13 protein-coding genes and 3 tRNA genes are annotated in these 15665 nt (G+C 34.7%); 8 read left to right on the plus strand and 8 right to left on the minus strand.

Translation table 11 applies throughout. The features are described from left to right. Nucleotide 1 precedes the first annotated feature (1 nt). Nucleotides 2–2554 (plus strand): YfhO family protein, encoded by a 2553-nt coding sequence (locus EJF26_RS07185; RefSeq protein WP_000834490.1) that lies wholly within the window; start codon nucleotides 2–4, stop codon nucleotides 2552–2554. 21 nt (nucleotides 2555–2575) lie between these two features. On the opposite strand, the gene EJF26_RS07190 is transcribed toward EJF26_RS07185, so the two are convergent. Further along, nucleotides 2576–5230 (minus strand): YhgE/Pip domain-containing protein, encoded by a 2655-nt coding sequence (locus tag EJF26_RS07190; RefSeq protein WP_000472059.1) that lies wholly within the window; start codon nucleotides 5228–5230, stop codon nucleotides 2576–2578. Between the two features lie 128 nt (nucleotides 5231–5358). On the opposite strand from EJF26_RS07190, the gene EJF26_RS07195 reads away from it, so the two are divergent. Then, nucleotides 5359–5901: a TetR/AcrR family transcriptional regulator gene (locus tag EJF26_RS07195; RefSeq protein ID WP_000665076.1), complete on the plus strand. Its 543-nt coding sequence runs from the start codon at nucleotides 5359–5361 to the stop codon at nucleotides 5899–5901. Between the two features lie 39 nt (nucleotides 5902–5940). Here the strand turns inward: EJF26_RS07195 and EJF26_RS07200 are convergent. The 7 genes from EJF26_RS07200 to rlmH all read right to left on the minus strand — a co-directional run bounded on the left by EJF26_RS07200 (nucleotide 5941) and on the right by rlmH (nucleotide 9121). After that, nucleotides 5941–6014 (minus strand) — tRNA-Asn (locus EJF26_RS07200). A 5-nt stretch (nucleotides 6015–6019) separates the two neighbouring features. Then, nucleotides 6020–6091: transfer RNA gene (locus EJF26_RS07205), tRNA-Glu, on the minus strand. Nucleotides 6092–6142: 51 nt separating this feature from the next. Next, the gene (gene comE / locus EJF26_RS07210) at nucleotides 6143–6895 is read right to left on the minus strand and encodes a competence system response regulator transcription factor ComE (RefSeq protein ID WP_000866080.1); all 753 of its coding nucleotides are present in this window, start codon (nucleotides 6893–6895) and stop codon (nucleotides 6143–6145) included. Continuing rightward, on the minus strand, nucleotides 6892–8211 hold the full coding sequence (gene comD, locus EJF26_RS07215) for a competence system sensor histidine kinase ComD (protein ID WP_001048121.1): 1320 nt from the start codon (nucleotides 8209–8211) through the stop codon (nucleotides 6892–6894). The genes comE and comD overlap by 4 nt, the downstream gene beginning before the upstream one ends. 21 nt (nucleotides 8212–8232) lie before the next feature. Further along, the gene (gene comC / locus EJF26_RS07220; protein ID WP_000799680.1) at nucleotides 8233–8358 is read right to left on the minus strand and encodes a competence-stimulating peptide ComC; all 126 of its coding nucleotides are present in this window, start codon (nucleotides 8356–8358) and stop codon (nucleotides 8233–8235) included. A gap of 166 nt (nucleotides 8359–8524) precedes the next feature. Further along, a tRNA-Arg gene (locus EJF26_RS07225) sits at nucleotides 8525–8598 on the minus strand. 43 nt (nucleotides 8599–8641) lie between these two features. Further along, a complete protein-coding gene (rlmH, locus tag EJF26_RS07230; protein WP_000694224.1) occupies nucleotides 8642–9121 on the minus strand; it encodes a 23S rRNA (pseudouridine(1915)-N(3))-methyltransferase RlmH in 480 nt (159 codons plus the stop codon). Nucleotides 9122–9304: 183 nt separating this feature from the next. Here rlmH and htrA point away from each other — a divergent pair, with 183 nt between their 5' ends. The 6 genes from htrA (at nucleotide 9305) to ychF (ending at nucleotide 15649) form a co-directional block, all read left to right on the plus strand. After that, nucleotides 9305–10495, plus strand: coding sequence for a serine protease HtrA (htrA, locus tag EJF26_RS07235; RefSeq protein ID WP_000681818.1), 1191 nt, complete (start codon nucleotides 9305–9307; stop codon nucleotides 10493–10495). A 57-nt stretch (nucleotides 10496–10552) separates the two neighbouring features. Continuing rightward, the gene (locus tag EJF26_RS07240) at nucleotides 10553–11311 is read left to right on the plus strand and encodes a ParB/RepB/Spo0J family partition protein (protein ID WP_004246572.1); all 759 of its coding nucleotides are present in this window, start codon (nucleotides 10553–10555) and stop codon (nucleotides 11309–11311) included. Nucleotides 11312–11533: 222 nt separating this feature from the next. Beyond that, nucleotides 11534–12895 carry a chromosomal replication initiator protein DnaA gene (gene dnaA / locus EJF26_RS07245; RefSeq protein ID WP_004245972.1) on the plus strand — a complete coding sequence of 454 codons (1362 nt, stop codon included), beginning with the start codon at nucleotides 11534–11536 and terminating at the stop codon, nucleotides 12893–12895. Between the two features lie 158 nt (nucleotides 12896–13053). Continuing rightward, the gene (dnaN, locus tag EJF26_RS07250) at nucleotides 13054–14190 is read left to right on the plus strand and encodes a DNA polymerase III subunit beta (protein WP_000581146.1); all 1137 of its coding nucleotides are present in this window, start codon (nucleotides 13054–13056) and stop codon (nucleotides 14188–14190) included. 64 nt (nucleotides 14191–14254) lie between these two features. Continuing rightward, complete coding sequence (locus tag EJF26_RS07255) at nucleotides 14255–14449, plus strand: DUF951 domain-containing protein (RefSeq protein ID WP_000285196.1); 195 nt, start codon at nucleotides 14255–14257, stop codon at nucleotides 14447–14449. Between the two features lie 84 nt (nucleotides 14450–14533). After that, nucleotides 14534–15649 (plus strand): redox-regulated ATPase YchF, encoded by a 1116-nt coding sequence (gene ychF, locus EJF26_RS07260; protein ID WP_001218696.1) that lies wholly within the window; start codon nucleotides 14534–14536, stop codon nucleotides 15647–15649. The last annotated feature ends 16 nt before the right edge of the window (nucleotides 15650–15665 follow it).

Here is a 15665-nt window from a genome sequence, read left to right on the forward strand (position 1 = left end):
CATGAAATCATTTTTTAAAACATATTGGACCTATTTTATTTCTTTCATTATTCCTGTAGTGATTATGTCTGGAATATATCTATCTCAAGGTATCTACTGGAATAGCGATACATCCCCACTATTAGGAGACGGTTTTCATCAATACGTTATTTTTGATGTAGCTTTACGAAATATTCTACATGGAAATGGTAGTTTGTTTTACACCTTTACAAGTGGCCTCGGACTGAATTTCTATGCTCTATCTAGTTATTACTTGGGTAGTTTTCTCTCACCTCTGGTTTACTTTTTTAATCTGTCGAATATGCCAGATGCTGTCTATCTAACCACTCTATTAAAATTTGGATTGATTGGTCTGTCAACCTTCTTTAGTTTGACTAGATTATTTAAAGATATCCCAAAATTTTTAAAACTTGCCTTATCTACTTCCTATGCTCTAATGAGTTTTACCGTTAGTCAGTTAGAGATAAAAACCTGGCTAGATGTTTTTATCTTGATTCCTTTAATTATAACTGGTTTACACCTACTTATAACACAAAAGAAGCGCCTACTATACTTTACAAGTTTGTCAATTTTATTTATTCAAAATTATTATTTTGGGTATATGTCAGCATTGTTTCTTATTTTCTGGTATCTCTGCCAAATTTCTTGGGACTTTAAAACTCGAAAATCATCTTTTATAGATTTTATTATCACCTCCTTTTTAGCAGGAATGGCTAGTTTGATTATGACTCTTCCTACACTGTTTGATTTACAAACTCATGGGGAGAACTTAACTGCCATCACAAAATTAAAGACAGATAGTAGCTGGTATCTGGATATTTTCGCAAAACAATTCATTGGATCTTTTGATACAACTAAGTATGGATCTATACCAATGATTTTTGTTGGATTGCTTCCTTTTATTTTAACCATTCTATTTTTCACAATAAAATCCATAAGGTTTCACGTGAAACTTACCTATGCAATTTTTTTCACTTTTTTAATAACAAGCTTTTACATAGAAGCACTTGATTTATTTTGGCAGGGGATGCATACCCCAAATATGTTTTTGCATCGCTATGCTTGGATTTTTTCCACTCTGTTAATTTATACTGCAGCAGAAGTACTAAATCGCTTGAAAGAACTGAAGCTCTGGAATCTATTTGTCTCATTTTCTCTTGTACTGACAGGATTTTTGGCTACTGTATACTTTAAATCACACTATTCTTTTTTGACAGATTTGAATATCTTACTCACTCTTGAATTTCTACTAGTTTATGCTCTTTTACTCTTTGCAGTCATCAGAAAATTTATCTCTGTAAATCTATTTGCAATTCTTTTGTCTTTATTTATAACAGCTGAGTTAAGCTTAAATGCTTCATCTCAAATGGAAGGAATAGTTAAAGAATGGGCTTTTGCTTCTCGCAGCGTCTATAATAGAGATATCACTGCTATGGAATCCATTCTAAACCAAATTGACAATCCATTTACACGTACTGAGAAACTGCAAATTCAGACAGGAAATGACAGTATGAAATTTAACTATAATGGAATCTCTCAATTTTCATCTGTACGAAATCGTTCAGCTAGCACTAGTTTGGATAAACTTGGATTCAAATCCTCTGGAACCAACCTCAATCTCCGTTATGCAAATAACAGTATTTTGGCGGACAGTTTATTTGGAATCCAGTACAATATTTCTGAAACTTCACTTGATAAGTATGGCTTTCAAGAAATTTATCAAAAGGATCATTTAATCTTATATAAAAATCAACTCTCTTTACCCATTGCCTTTGCCACTCAATCTATTTACACAGATGTAAACTTTAACAATCACACTCTAGATAATCAGGCTTTATTTATAAACCAGCTTGCTAATCTCAACTTAAATTACTTCTCCCCAATAGCATATGATAAAACAGATACTTCAGATGGTTTAACGAGCATCACAGCTTCTGCGAATGAAGATGCAAAGATTGATTATCAAATTGAGGTTCCTCAAAATAGCCAAGTCTATCTCTCTTTTTCAAATCTTCATTTTACTAATGATAAACAAAAGAAAGTTGACATCCTTGTCAACGGTGAAAAAAAGACTTTTACAACTGACAATGCATTTAATTTCTTTAATTTGGGTTATACTGAAGAACAAAAAACTTTCAATATCAGTGTTAGTTTCCCTGGAAATTCTCAGGTGTCATTTGAATCTCCAACCTTCTATCGTTTAGATACTCAGGCTCTTACTGAAGCAATCCAAAAAATTAAAGAACAACCTGTAGAAGTATCCACCTCTAAAAATAAAGTCTTTGCTACATATGAAGTAAAACAAGATACCTCTATTTTCTTCACTATCCCTTATGACAAAGGTTGGTCTGCATACCAGGATGGGAAAAAACTTGAAATCAAGCAGGCTCAAACTGGTTTTATGAAAGTTGATGTTCCAAAGGGAAAAGGCACCATTACACTTTCCTTTATCCCCAATGGTTTTGTTATTGGAGCAGCCTGCTCACTAACTGCCCTTCTTCTTTTTGGGATCTATAATCACAGACAAAATTTATCTAAGACAGAAAAAGATTGACCAATTCCTTGGCCAATCTTTTTAATCTTCTTCCATTTTCTTAGGTTGATAAGCTAGCATACCTAAAGCAGTAAAGAAAGCTAGTGTTATAATAAGGAAAATTACTTGGTGATGAATATTTCCTGTCATAGAGATTGTTTGTCGTAAACCTGATACAGAGTAACTCATTGGTAACCATGGATTGACAGATTTAAAGAAATCATTTGTCAAGGCAAGTGGATAAGTCCCTGCACTTGATGCTAACTGTAATAATAGTAAAATAAGAGAGAAGAAAGCTCCTAAACGGCTATTCCAAGTTGTTAAAGCTGTTACCATAGACATGAAAGCTAAACTTGTGATTATAATTAGAATCAAGGTTCTCATCTCATGATTAGCAGTCAATCCAATAAGATGAACACCTCCATAAACTAAAACACCTGCTAAGACAGCTATAATCCCATTTATTTCAGAACGAGACTTCAACCAAGCCCAACGACTCTCTGGGTGACGTCCAGAAGGCAACTTCGCAAAAATCATATTGGTAGATATAGCAGCAACAAAAAGAGCAACTGATATCATATAAGGAGCCATGGCAATCCCATTTACAGGAACTTGGTCATTATCTGTTTTTGAGAGAAGTAGAGGTTCAGATAATGTTTCTGCATTTTTAGATTCTGTTGAAGCTGATTTGAGTTGATTATTAGCATTGCCTAATCCTTGTCCTAATGAATCAACTCCTGTCTGTAAATATTCAAGACCAGAGGTTAAGCTTGTTCCACCTTCTGCTAGTTTTCCAGTACCATCTGCAATCTTCATAGCGCCACTTCCTAGTTGAGATGCTGCAGAAAGTAACTGTGTTGATTTGTCTGTTAATTGACCAGAGCCAAATTGTAATTTAGTAAGACCTGCTATCAGCTCTGGGCTCTTATTATTCAATTGAGCAGACCCAGATGACAAGCTTCCTATACCTGATACTAATTCTGGAGCTTTTCCAGCTAACGCATCTACTCCAGCTGTCAAGGTTGATGTATTTTCTGTCAACTTACTTGATCCAGAAACTAATTGATCTAGACTAGTTGTTAAATTTGCATTCTTTTCACTTAGTTGATTAGCACCTATAGAAATAGTATCCAGTCCTTTAGTGTAGTTTACAACTCCTTTTTCGATTGACTGACTTCCAGAAACTAACTGATTGTTGACAGTAGTTTGTAATGTTGTAAATCCATTTGACAATGTTGTCAAGGAGCTAGATGCTAAAGGTAAAAGTTGATTTGCCTTCATCTGCACATCAGATAGATTAGATACTTGTTGTTCTGAATTCTCTATACTTTCTTTCAATCCCCCTACTGTCGTTAAAATTGTTTTTGCTGACTCAATAGTAGAATTAGAATTTTTAGAAATAGCTTCTGTCAGTTCTTTCTTTTGTTCCTCTGTGAGAGATTGATAAGTAGCTGTTGATTGAAGGTTAGCAAGAGTTTTCTCTTGTTCTGTCTGACTTTTAGTCACAATATCCTGAGCAAGAGTTGTTAGATTTGGCAAAGCCTCTGATAATGTACTTTTCAGTTGAGTATTATCCGATATCGTAAGAGCTTGTAGTGTTTTATTCAGTTCTCCTAAGCTAGTTGCCAGTTGAACCATTTCTTTATTTTGTTGAGATGAGGACTCTAATTGACTTGAAATTTCTTTAATACCAGTATTTAATTGCTCCATTCCATCTCTTAGTGTATCTGATTGATTGGATAATTGACTTGTTCCGTTAGAAAGTTCTTTCACACTACTTGTATATGCATTTACACCAACTGAAAATTGATTGAGACCTGTATCCAGTTGTGAAACGCCACCTGTATAGGACTTTATACCTGTATTTAGCTGATTTACACCTGTCACCAACTCAGGAGTTTTTGAAGCTAATTGACCAAGTCCAGTGTCAACTTGTGAGACAGCATTTGTATAACTTTGTAAACCACTATTAAAAGTTCCTAAACCAAGATGTAATTGCTCTATAGCAGATACATAGCTAGATAAACCTTTTGTAAATTGATCTGCTCCATTTGAAAAAGTTACACTTGAGTTAGCTAGAGTATTAAGATTTGTCGTCAATGTTTGACTTCCCGTCACCAACTGATCGGCTCCATTAGCCAATTGTTCACTTCCGTCAGCTGCCTTATTTATCCCAGACTTCAAGTCATTCATTTTTTGAAATAAAGCCTTGGTATACGTTTCGGTAACATTAGTGGAGACGGTTTGTTTTAATTGTGTCATTGCAGAATCACTCATCTTACTTGCAATAAAGCTATGTCCACTTGACGTCTGATAATCAATTTGCATCTGTTCAGGATGATTCGTTAGGATAGAAGTAGCTTTTTCAGATAAGTCACTTGGTAAAGTCACTACCATGTAGTATTCACCATCTTCTAGCCCTTTTTCCCCTTCCTCTTCATTAACAAAATGAAAATCTAAAGCCTTATTTTCTTTTAAATTAGACACCATGTCATCACCAATTGTCATTGTCTGTCCATTATAAGAAGCTTCCTTATCTTTATTGACAACTGCCACAGGTAACTCGGATAATTGGCCATAAGGATCCCACATAGATGATAAAAATATGATGTTGTATAGAGCTGGGATGAGAGAAATCCCTATCATTACAATGATAAAGGTCGGTTTTTTAAATATTGCTTTCCATTCTTTAAACATATTTCCTCCTTTTTTAAACATACTGTCTAAAATTTTGATATAATAGATTATACATCAAAAAATCCAAATTACAAGGTAAAAAATGATTTTTTAGACACATAGTCTATTTTTGTGCAAGAGGAGGAATTATGAAAGAAAGCAACAAACGTTTAAAAACAAAGCGAATCATCGAAAATGCCATGGTTCAATTATTGATGGACCAACCCTTTGATCAAATTTCTACTGTCAAGTTAGCAGAAAAAGCCGGAATTAGTCGTTCCAGCTTTTACACTCACTACAAGGATAAGTATGATATGATTGAGCATTACCAAAGTAAGCTCTTTCATACCTTTGAGTATATTTTCCAAAAACATGCTCATCATAAAAGAGATGCTATTTTAGAAGTATTTGAATATTTAGAGTCTGAGCCACTCTTGGCTGCACTCTTATCTGAAAATGGTACAAAAGAAATCCAAAATTTCTTGAGAAATAAGCTTCATATTATGCTCAGCACTGACCTTCAAAAACGCTTTATGCAACTACAACTAAGTCCAATTGAACTCGAATATAGTAGCATTTATCTAACAAATGCCCTATTTGGTGTTTGCCAGACTTGGATTGCCCATGGAAAAAAAGAAAGTCCGCAAGAAATGACAGACTTCCTTATGAAAATGTTAGGTGATACAAACTAAGAATAAAAAAGAACACCGAGTGGTGTTCTTTTTATCTTACTCCGCCAGTAGGACTCGAACCTACGACATCATGATTAACAGTCATGCGCTACTACCAACTGAGCTATGGCGGATAAAATAGTCCGTACGGGATTCGAACCCGTGTTACCGCCGTGAAAAGGCGGTGTCTTAACCCCTTGACCAACGGACCATCTATCTGTAGCAGATATAACCATTATATCAATTTCTTACTAATTGTCAATTACTTTTTAGATTTTTTCTCCAGAATATCTTTCAGTTTACGAACTTTCAAACGAGTGATGGGACAGCGATGATCTTCATAAAAGACAACTTCTAAATTCTTTCGATCAATTTCTCTAACATTTCCAATATTGATTAGGAAAGATTTATGAGGAGAATAAAATCGCTGGGTATGTTTGTCCTTTTCTTGAATATCTGTCATTGTTCCATAGAACTCTTTGGCAAAATTCTTACCAATAATCCGCAACTTATGAGAAACACCTGTTGTTTCGATATACAAAATATCATGGTAAGGGATTTTCAAATCATTTCCCTTATAGTTGTAATCAAAATAGTCTACAACATCTTCGTTTTCAAGCAGCATGCTCTTAGTGTAAAAAATACTCTGCTCGATACGTTTTTTGAACAATTCATCATTGATGTCTTTGTCTACAAAATCTAGAGCTGATACCTGGTATTTGTACGTTAAGGTAGCAAATTCAGATCGACTGGTAATAAAGACAATAATAGCATAAGGATTGTGATGACGGATAAACTGTGCCACTTCAAAGCCCTTTTTCTCAATTCCGTGAATATCGATATCTAGGAAATAAAGCTGATTTACTTCATCATTTTCGATATATTCCTTAAACTCACGAACTTTTCCTGTTGTCTTGTAAGAAATAGGAATATTTGATTCCTCCGAGATTTCATTCAATATTCTCTCTAGTCTCACTTGATGCTCAATAACATCTTCTAAAATTAATACTTTCATTCGAATTCCCTCTTAAATCTAATAATTTGTCTAAATGTGTTGTCTTCCATCTCTGTTTCTAACATAATGTTGTCATATTTATCTAGAATCTCTTTGACATTATTAAGCCCTAAACCTCTATTTCTTCCCTTGGTAGAGAAACCTAAGGCAAATAAGTCCTCTGAAGGCGTCATAGTGATTTTACATGAATTCTGGATGACTATAACTGTCTCAAAATCCATTTTAATGACTGCAACTTCCATTTGTTTCAAGTAACTATCCGCGGCTCCTTCAACAGCATTGTTTAAGAGAATACTCATGATGCGAACAAGATCAAGTAAATCCATTGACAATCTAGTAATAACATCCTTTACTTCCAATGTAAACTCTACATCATTATTTCGTGCATAAACAATGGATTGAGCAATCAAACTACGTAAAGCTGAATCTTCTAAATTGTTCAAATCAAAGTAAGTATATTTTTCTGAACGCAGTTTTTGATTCGCTTTTACTAATACTTCATTGTAAACTCTGTCAATTTCCTGTAAATCTTCACTGTCAATTGCCATTTGCATGCTGACAAGCATACCTGCATAGTCATGACGAAAACCTCGAATTTCATTATACAACTTGACAATTTCATCAGTATAAGTCTGTAAATGCTTTTGTTCAAATTTCTTCTGCTTTAGGGCAATCTCTTTTTCAATTTGAACCTTATAAGAATTCATTGCAAAGAAAATCAATAACAAGCAAATAAAAACAATGGTTGATAAAATACTTCCAAAACTATTTAAATGAGAAATAGTACTCACGATATCTGAAATAAAAGAGACGATATGCAAGAAGATAAATGCATATAGCACTTTTTTCAAAAAAGAATAGAGATATTCTTTGTCAAAATATTTAAACTCCAAATGGAAATAAGATATGACAATTTTAATAACCAAATAGGTTAAAATAAGTACAAATATAATAAAATAATTATTATATTCTAATGCAATATCATCTCCTGTTATAGATGATAAAGTTACCGATATAAAGTTATTACTACTATGATATAAGAGAGAAAATAATAGGCTTATAAAAACTCCCTTAGACTTATCATACTTCTGAAATCCAACAAAGTAACCGAATATGAGTAAAGGAAATAAAAATTTAGACAAACCGTAACCATCTAAGGCTAGCAAATACATTATTTCTTCTAATATTAATTGTAGTAAAAAGACATAAAGACTATAAATATATTTTTCTTTTTTAGTTGCACTACAAGTCCATTCATAAATTTTACTAATGATAAAAACATAAAAAAAAGCTATTACTAATCCAAATAAATTCATTACTTTTTACCTTTATTTTAGTTATTTTCTTTTTGGAAAAATAAGATTACGTATTAATTCTGGAATTCTCCATTCCCCACCCCGAATCTCCTGCAATTCTGTTTCTGTTACTTCTTTAAATTGTTCCAACTTTACTGTATTTTTCATAATGAAATCTCCTGTATTGTTTTTCTTGTAAGTTATCTTACAAATCTATTATACAAAATGAAGATCACTTAAGAAAAATTTCTTCTCAACTGTACTTTTTTACACCTGAAATGCACCTTTTGAAGAAAAAAGCTGGGAAATAATCCCAGCTTTTTCTTTAATGTACTGATCCCAGCAGGATTCGAACCTGCGACCGTTCGCTTAGAAGGCGAATGCTCTATCCAGCTGAGCTATGAGACCTAACATGACCATTCTATCAAAAAACAAGAAGTAAGTCAATCTTCTATTTATGATAAGGGGATCCCTGCTGAATGGTAAAAGCACGATAAATTTGTTCAACAAGAACTAATCTCATTAACTGATGTGGCAAGGTCAAACGTCCAAAACTAACAGAAAGATTCGCTCGATACTTCACAGCAGGGGATAGTCCCAGACTTCCACCAATAATAAATGTAAGGGTAGAAAATCCCTTTATAGAAGCCTGTTCCAGCTGTCTACTGAATTCTTCTGAAGAGAGAGTTTTTCCTTCAATTGCCAACACAACAACAAAATCTCTTTCTCCAACTTTAGAAAGAATTCGATTTCCCTCTATTTCTAATATTTTGTAATTTTCTGACTCACTTGCCTTATCTGGAGTTTTTTCATCAGCTAACTCAATGATTTCTACAGTGGCAAAACGAGAAATTCGTTTAGTATATTCAGCAATGCCATCTTTAAGGTATTTTTCCTTCAGTTTTCCAACTGTTACAATTTTTATTTTCATTCTTCTATTCTAACATATTCACACTTCATTTCACATCTTATTCACAAAGAATCATCTAGAAAAACTAGCAAATTCACAGAAAAAAGCGAGTTATCCACAACTTGTGTAAAACTTCTACCTTTAAGCTTGAATTAAGTTAATAGATTTATACTTTAATCAAATAAAAAACAAACGGAGGCGTTTATGAAACACTTACAAACATTTTACAAAAAAGGAGTTACCTTTCTTATCATCATTCTGATAGGATTTTTGAGTGGTGCCCTAGGAAGTTTTGTGACACTGCAACTTTATCAAAAACAAGTAAGTCAAGCCACAAATAACACTACAAACACTGTTACTCAGACTTCCTACAAAAATGAAAATGCAACAACTCAGGCCGTTAACAAGGTAAAAGATGCCGTTGTGTCGGTCATCACTTATTCATCAAATCGGCAAAATAGTGTTTTTGGAAATGACGAGACAGATACGGATACCGACTCTCAACAGGTAGCAAGTGAAGGTTCTGGTGTTATTTACAAAAAGAATGGGAAAGATGCCTACCTTGTGACAAATACCCACGTTATTAAAGGAGCTTCAAAAGTTGATATCCGTTTAGCAGACGGTACAAAAGTTCCTGGTGAAATTGTCGGTTCTGATACGTTCTCTGATATTGCTGTCGTAAAAATTTCTTCAGAAAAAGTCACAACCGTAGCAGAATTTGGAGATTCTAGCAAGCTTAATGTCGGAGAAACTGCAATCGCAATTGGTAGTCCTCTGGGCTCAGAATATGCCAATACAGTTACCCAAGGAATCATTTCAAGTCTCAATCGAAATGTCTCTCTAAAATCTCAAGATGGTCAAGCCATTTCTACAAAAGCTATTCAGACAGATACTGCTATTAACCCTGGTAACTCTGGTGGTCCACTGGTAAATATTCAAGGACAAGTCATCGGTATTACATCAAGTAAAATTGCAAGTAATGGTGGAACCTCTGTCGAAGGTCTTGGTTTTGCAATCCCATCAAATGATGCTCAAAATATTATTAAACAGCTTGAAAGTGATGGTAAAGTGACTCGCCCTGCTCTTGGAATTCAAATGGTTAATTTAGCTAATATCGGAGCTAGTGATCTTAGAAAACTCAATATTCCAAGTAGCGTAACTTCTGGTGTAGTGGTAAAATCTGTTCAAAGTAATATGCCTGCATCTGGTCACCTTGAAAAATACGACGTTATTACCAAAGTTGACGACAAGGAGATTTCTTCGTCAACAGATTTACAGAGTGCTCTTTACAACCATTCTATCGGAGACACCATTAAAATCACCTACTATCGAAATGGGAAAGAGGAGACTACAACTGTTAAGCTAGATAAAAGTACAAGTGATTTAGAATCTTAATTGACATCAGTGTAAAGAAAACTTTACATATAATAAAAGATATGTTAGTGTAGAATCATGGAAAAATTTGAAATGATTTCTATCTCGGACATACAAAAAAATCCTTACCAACCTCGGAAAGAATTTGATGTAAAAAAATTAAAAGAATTAGCTCAGTCAATCAAAGAAAATGGGGTCATCCAACCCATCATCGTTCGTCAATCTCCTGTAATTGGTTATGAAATCCTTGCAGGAGAAAGACGATATCGAGCTTCTCTCTTGGCTGGTCTGACCTCTATTCCAGCCGTTGTGAAACACCTCTCAGATCAGGAAATGATGATTCAGTCTATCATTGAGAATTTACAAAGAGAAAACTTGAATCCAGTTGAAGAGGCACGCGCCTATGACTCTTTAGTTGAAAAAGGATATACCCATACCGAAATAGCAGATAAAATGGGGAAATCTCGTCCTTATATCACTAATTTTATTCGTTTGCTTTCCCTACCAGATTATATCTTATCTGAAGTAGAAAATGGAAAAATTTCTCAAGCTCATGCACGTTCACTAGTTGGTTTGGATAAAGAGCAGCAAGACTATTTCTTCCAATTAATCAAAAATGAAGACATCTCTGTGAGAAAGTTAGAAACACTGCTGACAGAGAAAAAACAAAAGAAGCAGAAAAAAAATGATTCTTTCATCAAAGATGAGGAAGATAAATTAAAAAAACTACTTGGATTAAATGTAGAAATTAAACTTTCTAAAAAAGATACTGGAAAGGTTATTATTTCTTTTTCAAGCCAAGAAGAATATGACAGAATTATCAACAGCCTGAAATAAGGCTGTTCTTTTATTTTTTCAACTCACAAATTTATCCACTATTTTTTATAACAAAAAACCAAGGAATTCAAAGAATTCCTCACTTATCCCCAACCTGTGGATAAAAAATATAAACATTGTGGATTCTTTTCCACAGATTGTGGAAAAATGCTAGCATCTATGGTAAAATAAGTCTAACAGTAAACCTTTTTACATCAAATATAGCAAAGGAGGGGATAATTGGTGAAAGAAAAACAATTTTGGAATCAAATCTTGGAATTGGCTCAAGAAAGATTGACACGTTCTATGTACGATTTCTATGCCACACCTGCTGAACTCATAAAAGTGGAGGGAAATATAGCTACTATCTTTTTACCTAGACCTGAAATGGAAATGGTTTGGAAAAAACAACTCAAAGATATCATTGTGGCTGCTGGTTTTGAAGTTTATGATACTGAAATAAAAACTCAATTTATCTTAACAAAGCCTGAGGAAGAATCTTCAACCTATGTCATGGATTCTGAAAATAGCAATCATTATGTTGCTTCACAGGCCAATCTTGCTATTCCATATTCTGAAACAGGATTGAAGGAAAAATATACCTTTGATAACTTTATTCAAGGAGATGGGAATATCTGGGCTAAGTCTGCTGCTCTGGCTGTTTCCGAAGACCTCGCCTTGACTTATAATCCCCTTTTCATTTATGGTGGTCCTGGACTAGGGAAAACCCACTTACTGAATGCTATCGGAAATGAAATTCTAAAAAATATTCCTGAAGCTCGGGTTAAGTATATTCCTGCTGAAAGTTTTATCAACGACTTTCTTGAGCATCTGAGGCTTGGGGAAATGGAAAAATTTAAAAAAACTTACCGAAGTCTTGATCTCTTGCTGATTGATGATATCCAATCTCTCAGTGGCAAAAAGGTTGCAACTCAAGAAGAATTTTTCAATACCTTCAATGCTCTTCATAGCAATCAAAAACAAATCGTTCTGACTAGTGACCGAAGTCCTAAACACTTAGAGGGCCTTGAGGAAAGGCTTGTCACGCGCTTTAGCTGGGGCTTGACTCAAAATATCACACCACCTGACTTTGAGACACGTATCGCCATTCTTCAGAGTAAAACGGAACATTTGGACTATAATTTTCAAAGCGATACACTAGAATACCTAGCAGGTCAATTCGATTCAAATGTTCGAGAACTTGAAGGAGCGATCAACGATATCACTTTAATTGCCAGAGTGAAGAAGATTAAGGATATCAGCATTGATATTGCGGCAGAAGCTATTAGAGCGCGCAAGCAAGATGTTAGCCAAATGCTAGTCATTCCAATTGACAAAATACAAACTGAAGTGGGGAATTTTTATGGAGTGAGTGTCAAAGAAATGAAGGGTACAAGACGAGTTCAAAACATCGTTTTGGCACGTCAGGTTGCTATGTATCTAGCTAGAGAACTGACAGATAATAGTCTTCCAAAAATCGGAAAAGAATTCGGAGGAAAGGATCACACCACCGTTATTCATGCCCATGCTAAAATTAAATCCTTGATTGACGAAGACGATAATTTACGTTTAGAAATAGAAGCAATCAAAAAGAAAATTAAGTAGCTTGTGGATAACTTTTCCTTTCTTATCTTTTTTATCCACATTTTTTAAACAAGCTAAAAAGCTTGAAGTCATTAAATAGAAATCAGTTTTCCACAGAATTCACACACTCTATTATTTCTATTATCCTTCTAATACTAAAAATAAATAAAGGAGAATCCATGATTCATTTTTCAATTAATAAAAATTTATTTCTACAAGCCCTAAATACCACAAAACGAGCAATTAGCTCCAAAAATGCTATTCCAATTTTATCAACCATCAAAATTGATGTTACCAATGAAGGAATTACTTTAATTGGATCAAATGGTCAAATTTCCATTGAAAATTTCATTTCTCAAAAGAATGAAGATGCAGGTCTTTTGATTACTTCCTTAGGTTCGATTCTTCTTGAAGCTTCTTTCTTTATCAATGTTGTATCTAGTCTTCCAGATGTAACGCTAGATTTCAAAGAAATTGAACAAAAACAAATTGTCTTAACAAGTGGAAAATCAGAAATCACCCTAAAAGGAAAAGATAGCGAACAATATCCACGAATCCAAGAAATTTCAGCAAGTACTCCTTTGGTTCTTGAAACAAAACTGCTCAAGAAAATTATCAATGAGACAGCTTTTGCTGCAAGTACGCAAGAAAGTCGTCCCATCTTAACAGGTGTACACTTCGTATTGAGCCAACACAAAGAACTAAAAACAGTTGCGACAGACTCTCATCGTCTTAGCCAGAAAAAATTGACTCTTGAAAAAAATGGCGATGATTTCGATGTTGTAATTCCTAGTCGCTCTCTACGCGAATTTTCAGCTGTATTTACGGATGATATTGAAACAGTGGAGATTTTCTTTGCAAATAATCAAATCCTCTTTAGAAGCGAAAATATTAGCTTCTATACTCGTCTCCTAGAAGGAAACTATCCTGATACGGATCGTTTGATCCCAACAGATTTTAATACTACAATTACTTTTGATGTGGTTAATTTACGTCAATCTATGGAGCGTGCTCGTCTCTTATCAAGTGCAACTCAAAATGGTACTGTGAAGCTTGAAATTAAAGGTGGAGTTGTTAGTGCCCATGTTCACTCTCCAGAAGTTGGTAAAGTAAACGAAGAAATCGATACTGAGCAGGTGACTGGAGACGATTTGACTATTAGTTTCAACCCAACTTACTTGATTGATTCCCTCAAGGCTTTAAATAGTGAAAAAGTAACTATCAGCTTTATCTCAGCTGTTCGTCCATTCACTCTTGTTCCAGCAGATACTGACGAAGACTTCATGCAGCTCATCACACCAGTTCGTACAAATTAAGTTAAAGAGGTTGAGCCTGGCTCGCCTCTTTTATGATATAATCAAAAAAGAAAAGGAGAGTAGTATGTATCAAGTTGGAAATTTTGTTGAGATGAAAAAAACACATGCTTGCATAATTAAATCAACAGGAAAAAAAGCCAATCGTTGGGAAATTACACGTGTAGGGGCAGATATCAAAATCAAATGTAGCAATTGTGACCACCTTGTCATGATGAGTCGCCATGATTTTGAAAGAAAAATGAACAAGATTATTGACTAAGAACCCTTAGTTAGAGGGTTAGCAAGTTTTCCCTTTTTGTGTTATAATGTTAGGGATTGAAATGAGAACGGAGAATGAGAAACTATGGCTTTAACAGCAGGTATCGTTGGTTTGCCAAATGTTGGTAAATCAACCCTTTTTAATGCAATTACAAAAGCAGGAGCAGAGGCGGCAAACTACCCATTTGCGACTATTGATCCAAACGTTGGGATGGTAGAAGTTCCAGATGAACGCCTACAAAAACTAACGGAAATGATTACACCTAAAAAGACAGTCCCAACAACATTTGAATTTACAGATATTGCAGGGATTGTAAAAGGAGCTTCAAAAGGAGAAGGGTTGGGTAATAAATTCTTGGCCAATATTCGTGAAGTGGATGCGATTGTTCATGTTGTGCGTGCATTTGATGATGAAAATGTCATGCGTGAACAAGGACGTGAAGATGCCTTTGTAGATCCACTTGCAGATATTGATACCATTAACCTAGAGTTGATTCTTGCTGACCTAGAGTCAGTAAATAAACGCTATGCGCGTGTAGAAAAGATGGCACGTACGCAAAAAGATAAGGAATCTGTGGCAGAGTTTAACGTCCTTCAAAAAATTAAACCTGTCCTTGAAGATGGAAAATCAGCTCGTACCATTGAATTTACAGATGAAGAACAAAAGGTTGTCAAAGGTCTCTTCCTTTTGACGACTAAACCAGTTCTTTATGTTGCCAATGTGGATGAGGATGTTGTTGGAGATCAAGATTCTATCGACTATGTTAAACAAATTCGTGAATTTGCAGCGACAGAAAATGCTGAAGTAGTAGTTATTTCAGCGCGTGCTGAAGAAGAAATTTCTGAGTTAGACGATGAAGATAAGCAAGAATTTCTTGAAGCACTTGGCTTGACAGAATCAGGCGTTGACAAGTTGACTCGTGCAGCTTACCACTTGCTTGGACTTGGAACTTACTTCACAGCTGGTGAAAAAGAAGTTCGCGCTTGGACCTTTAAACGTGGCATGAAAGCTCCTCAAGCGGCTGGTATTATCCACTCAGACTTTGAAAAAGGCTTTATTCGTGCAGTAACCATGTCATATGAGGATCTAGTGAAATACGGATCTGAAAAAGCTGTAAAAGAAGCTGGACGCTTGCGTGAAGAAGGAAAAGAATATATCGTTCAAGATGGCGATATCATGGAATTCCGCTTTAATGTTTAATAACATTTAATGAATA

Source organism: Streptococcus oralis subsp. dentisani (assembly GCF_007475365.1).
In the GTDB taxonomy this organism is placed as follows: Bacteria; Bacillota; Bacilli; order Lactobacillales; family Streptococcaceae; genus Streptococcus; species Streptococcus mitis_AX.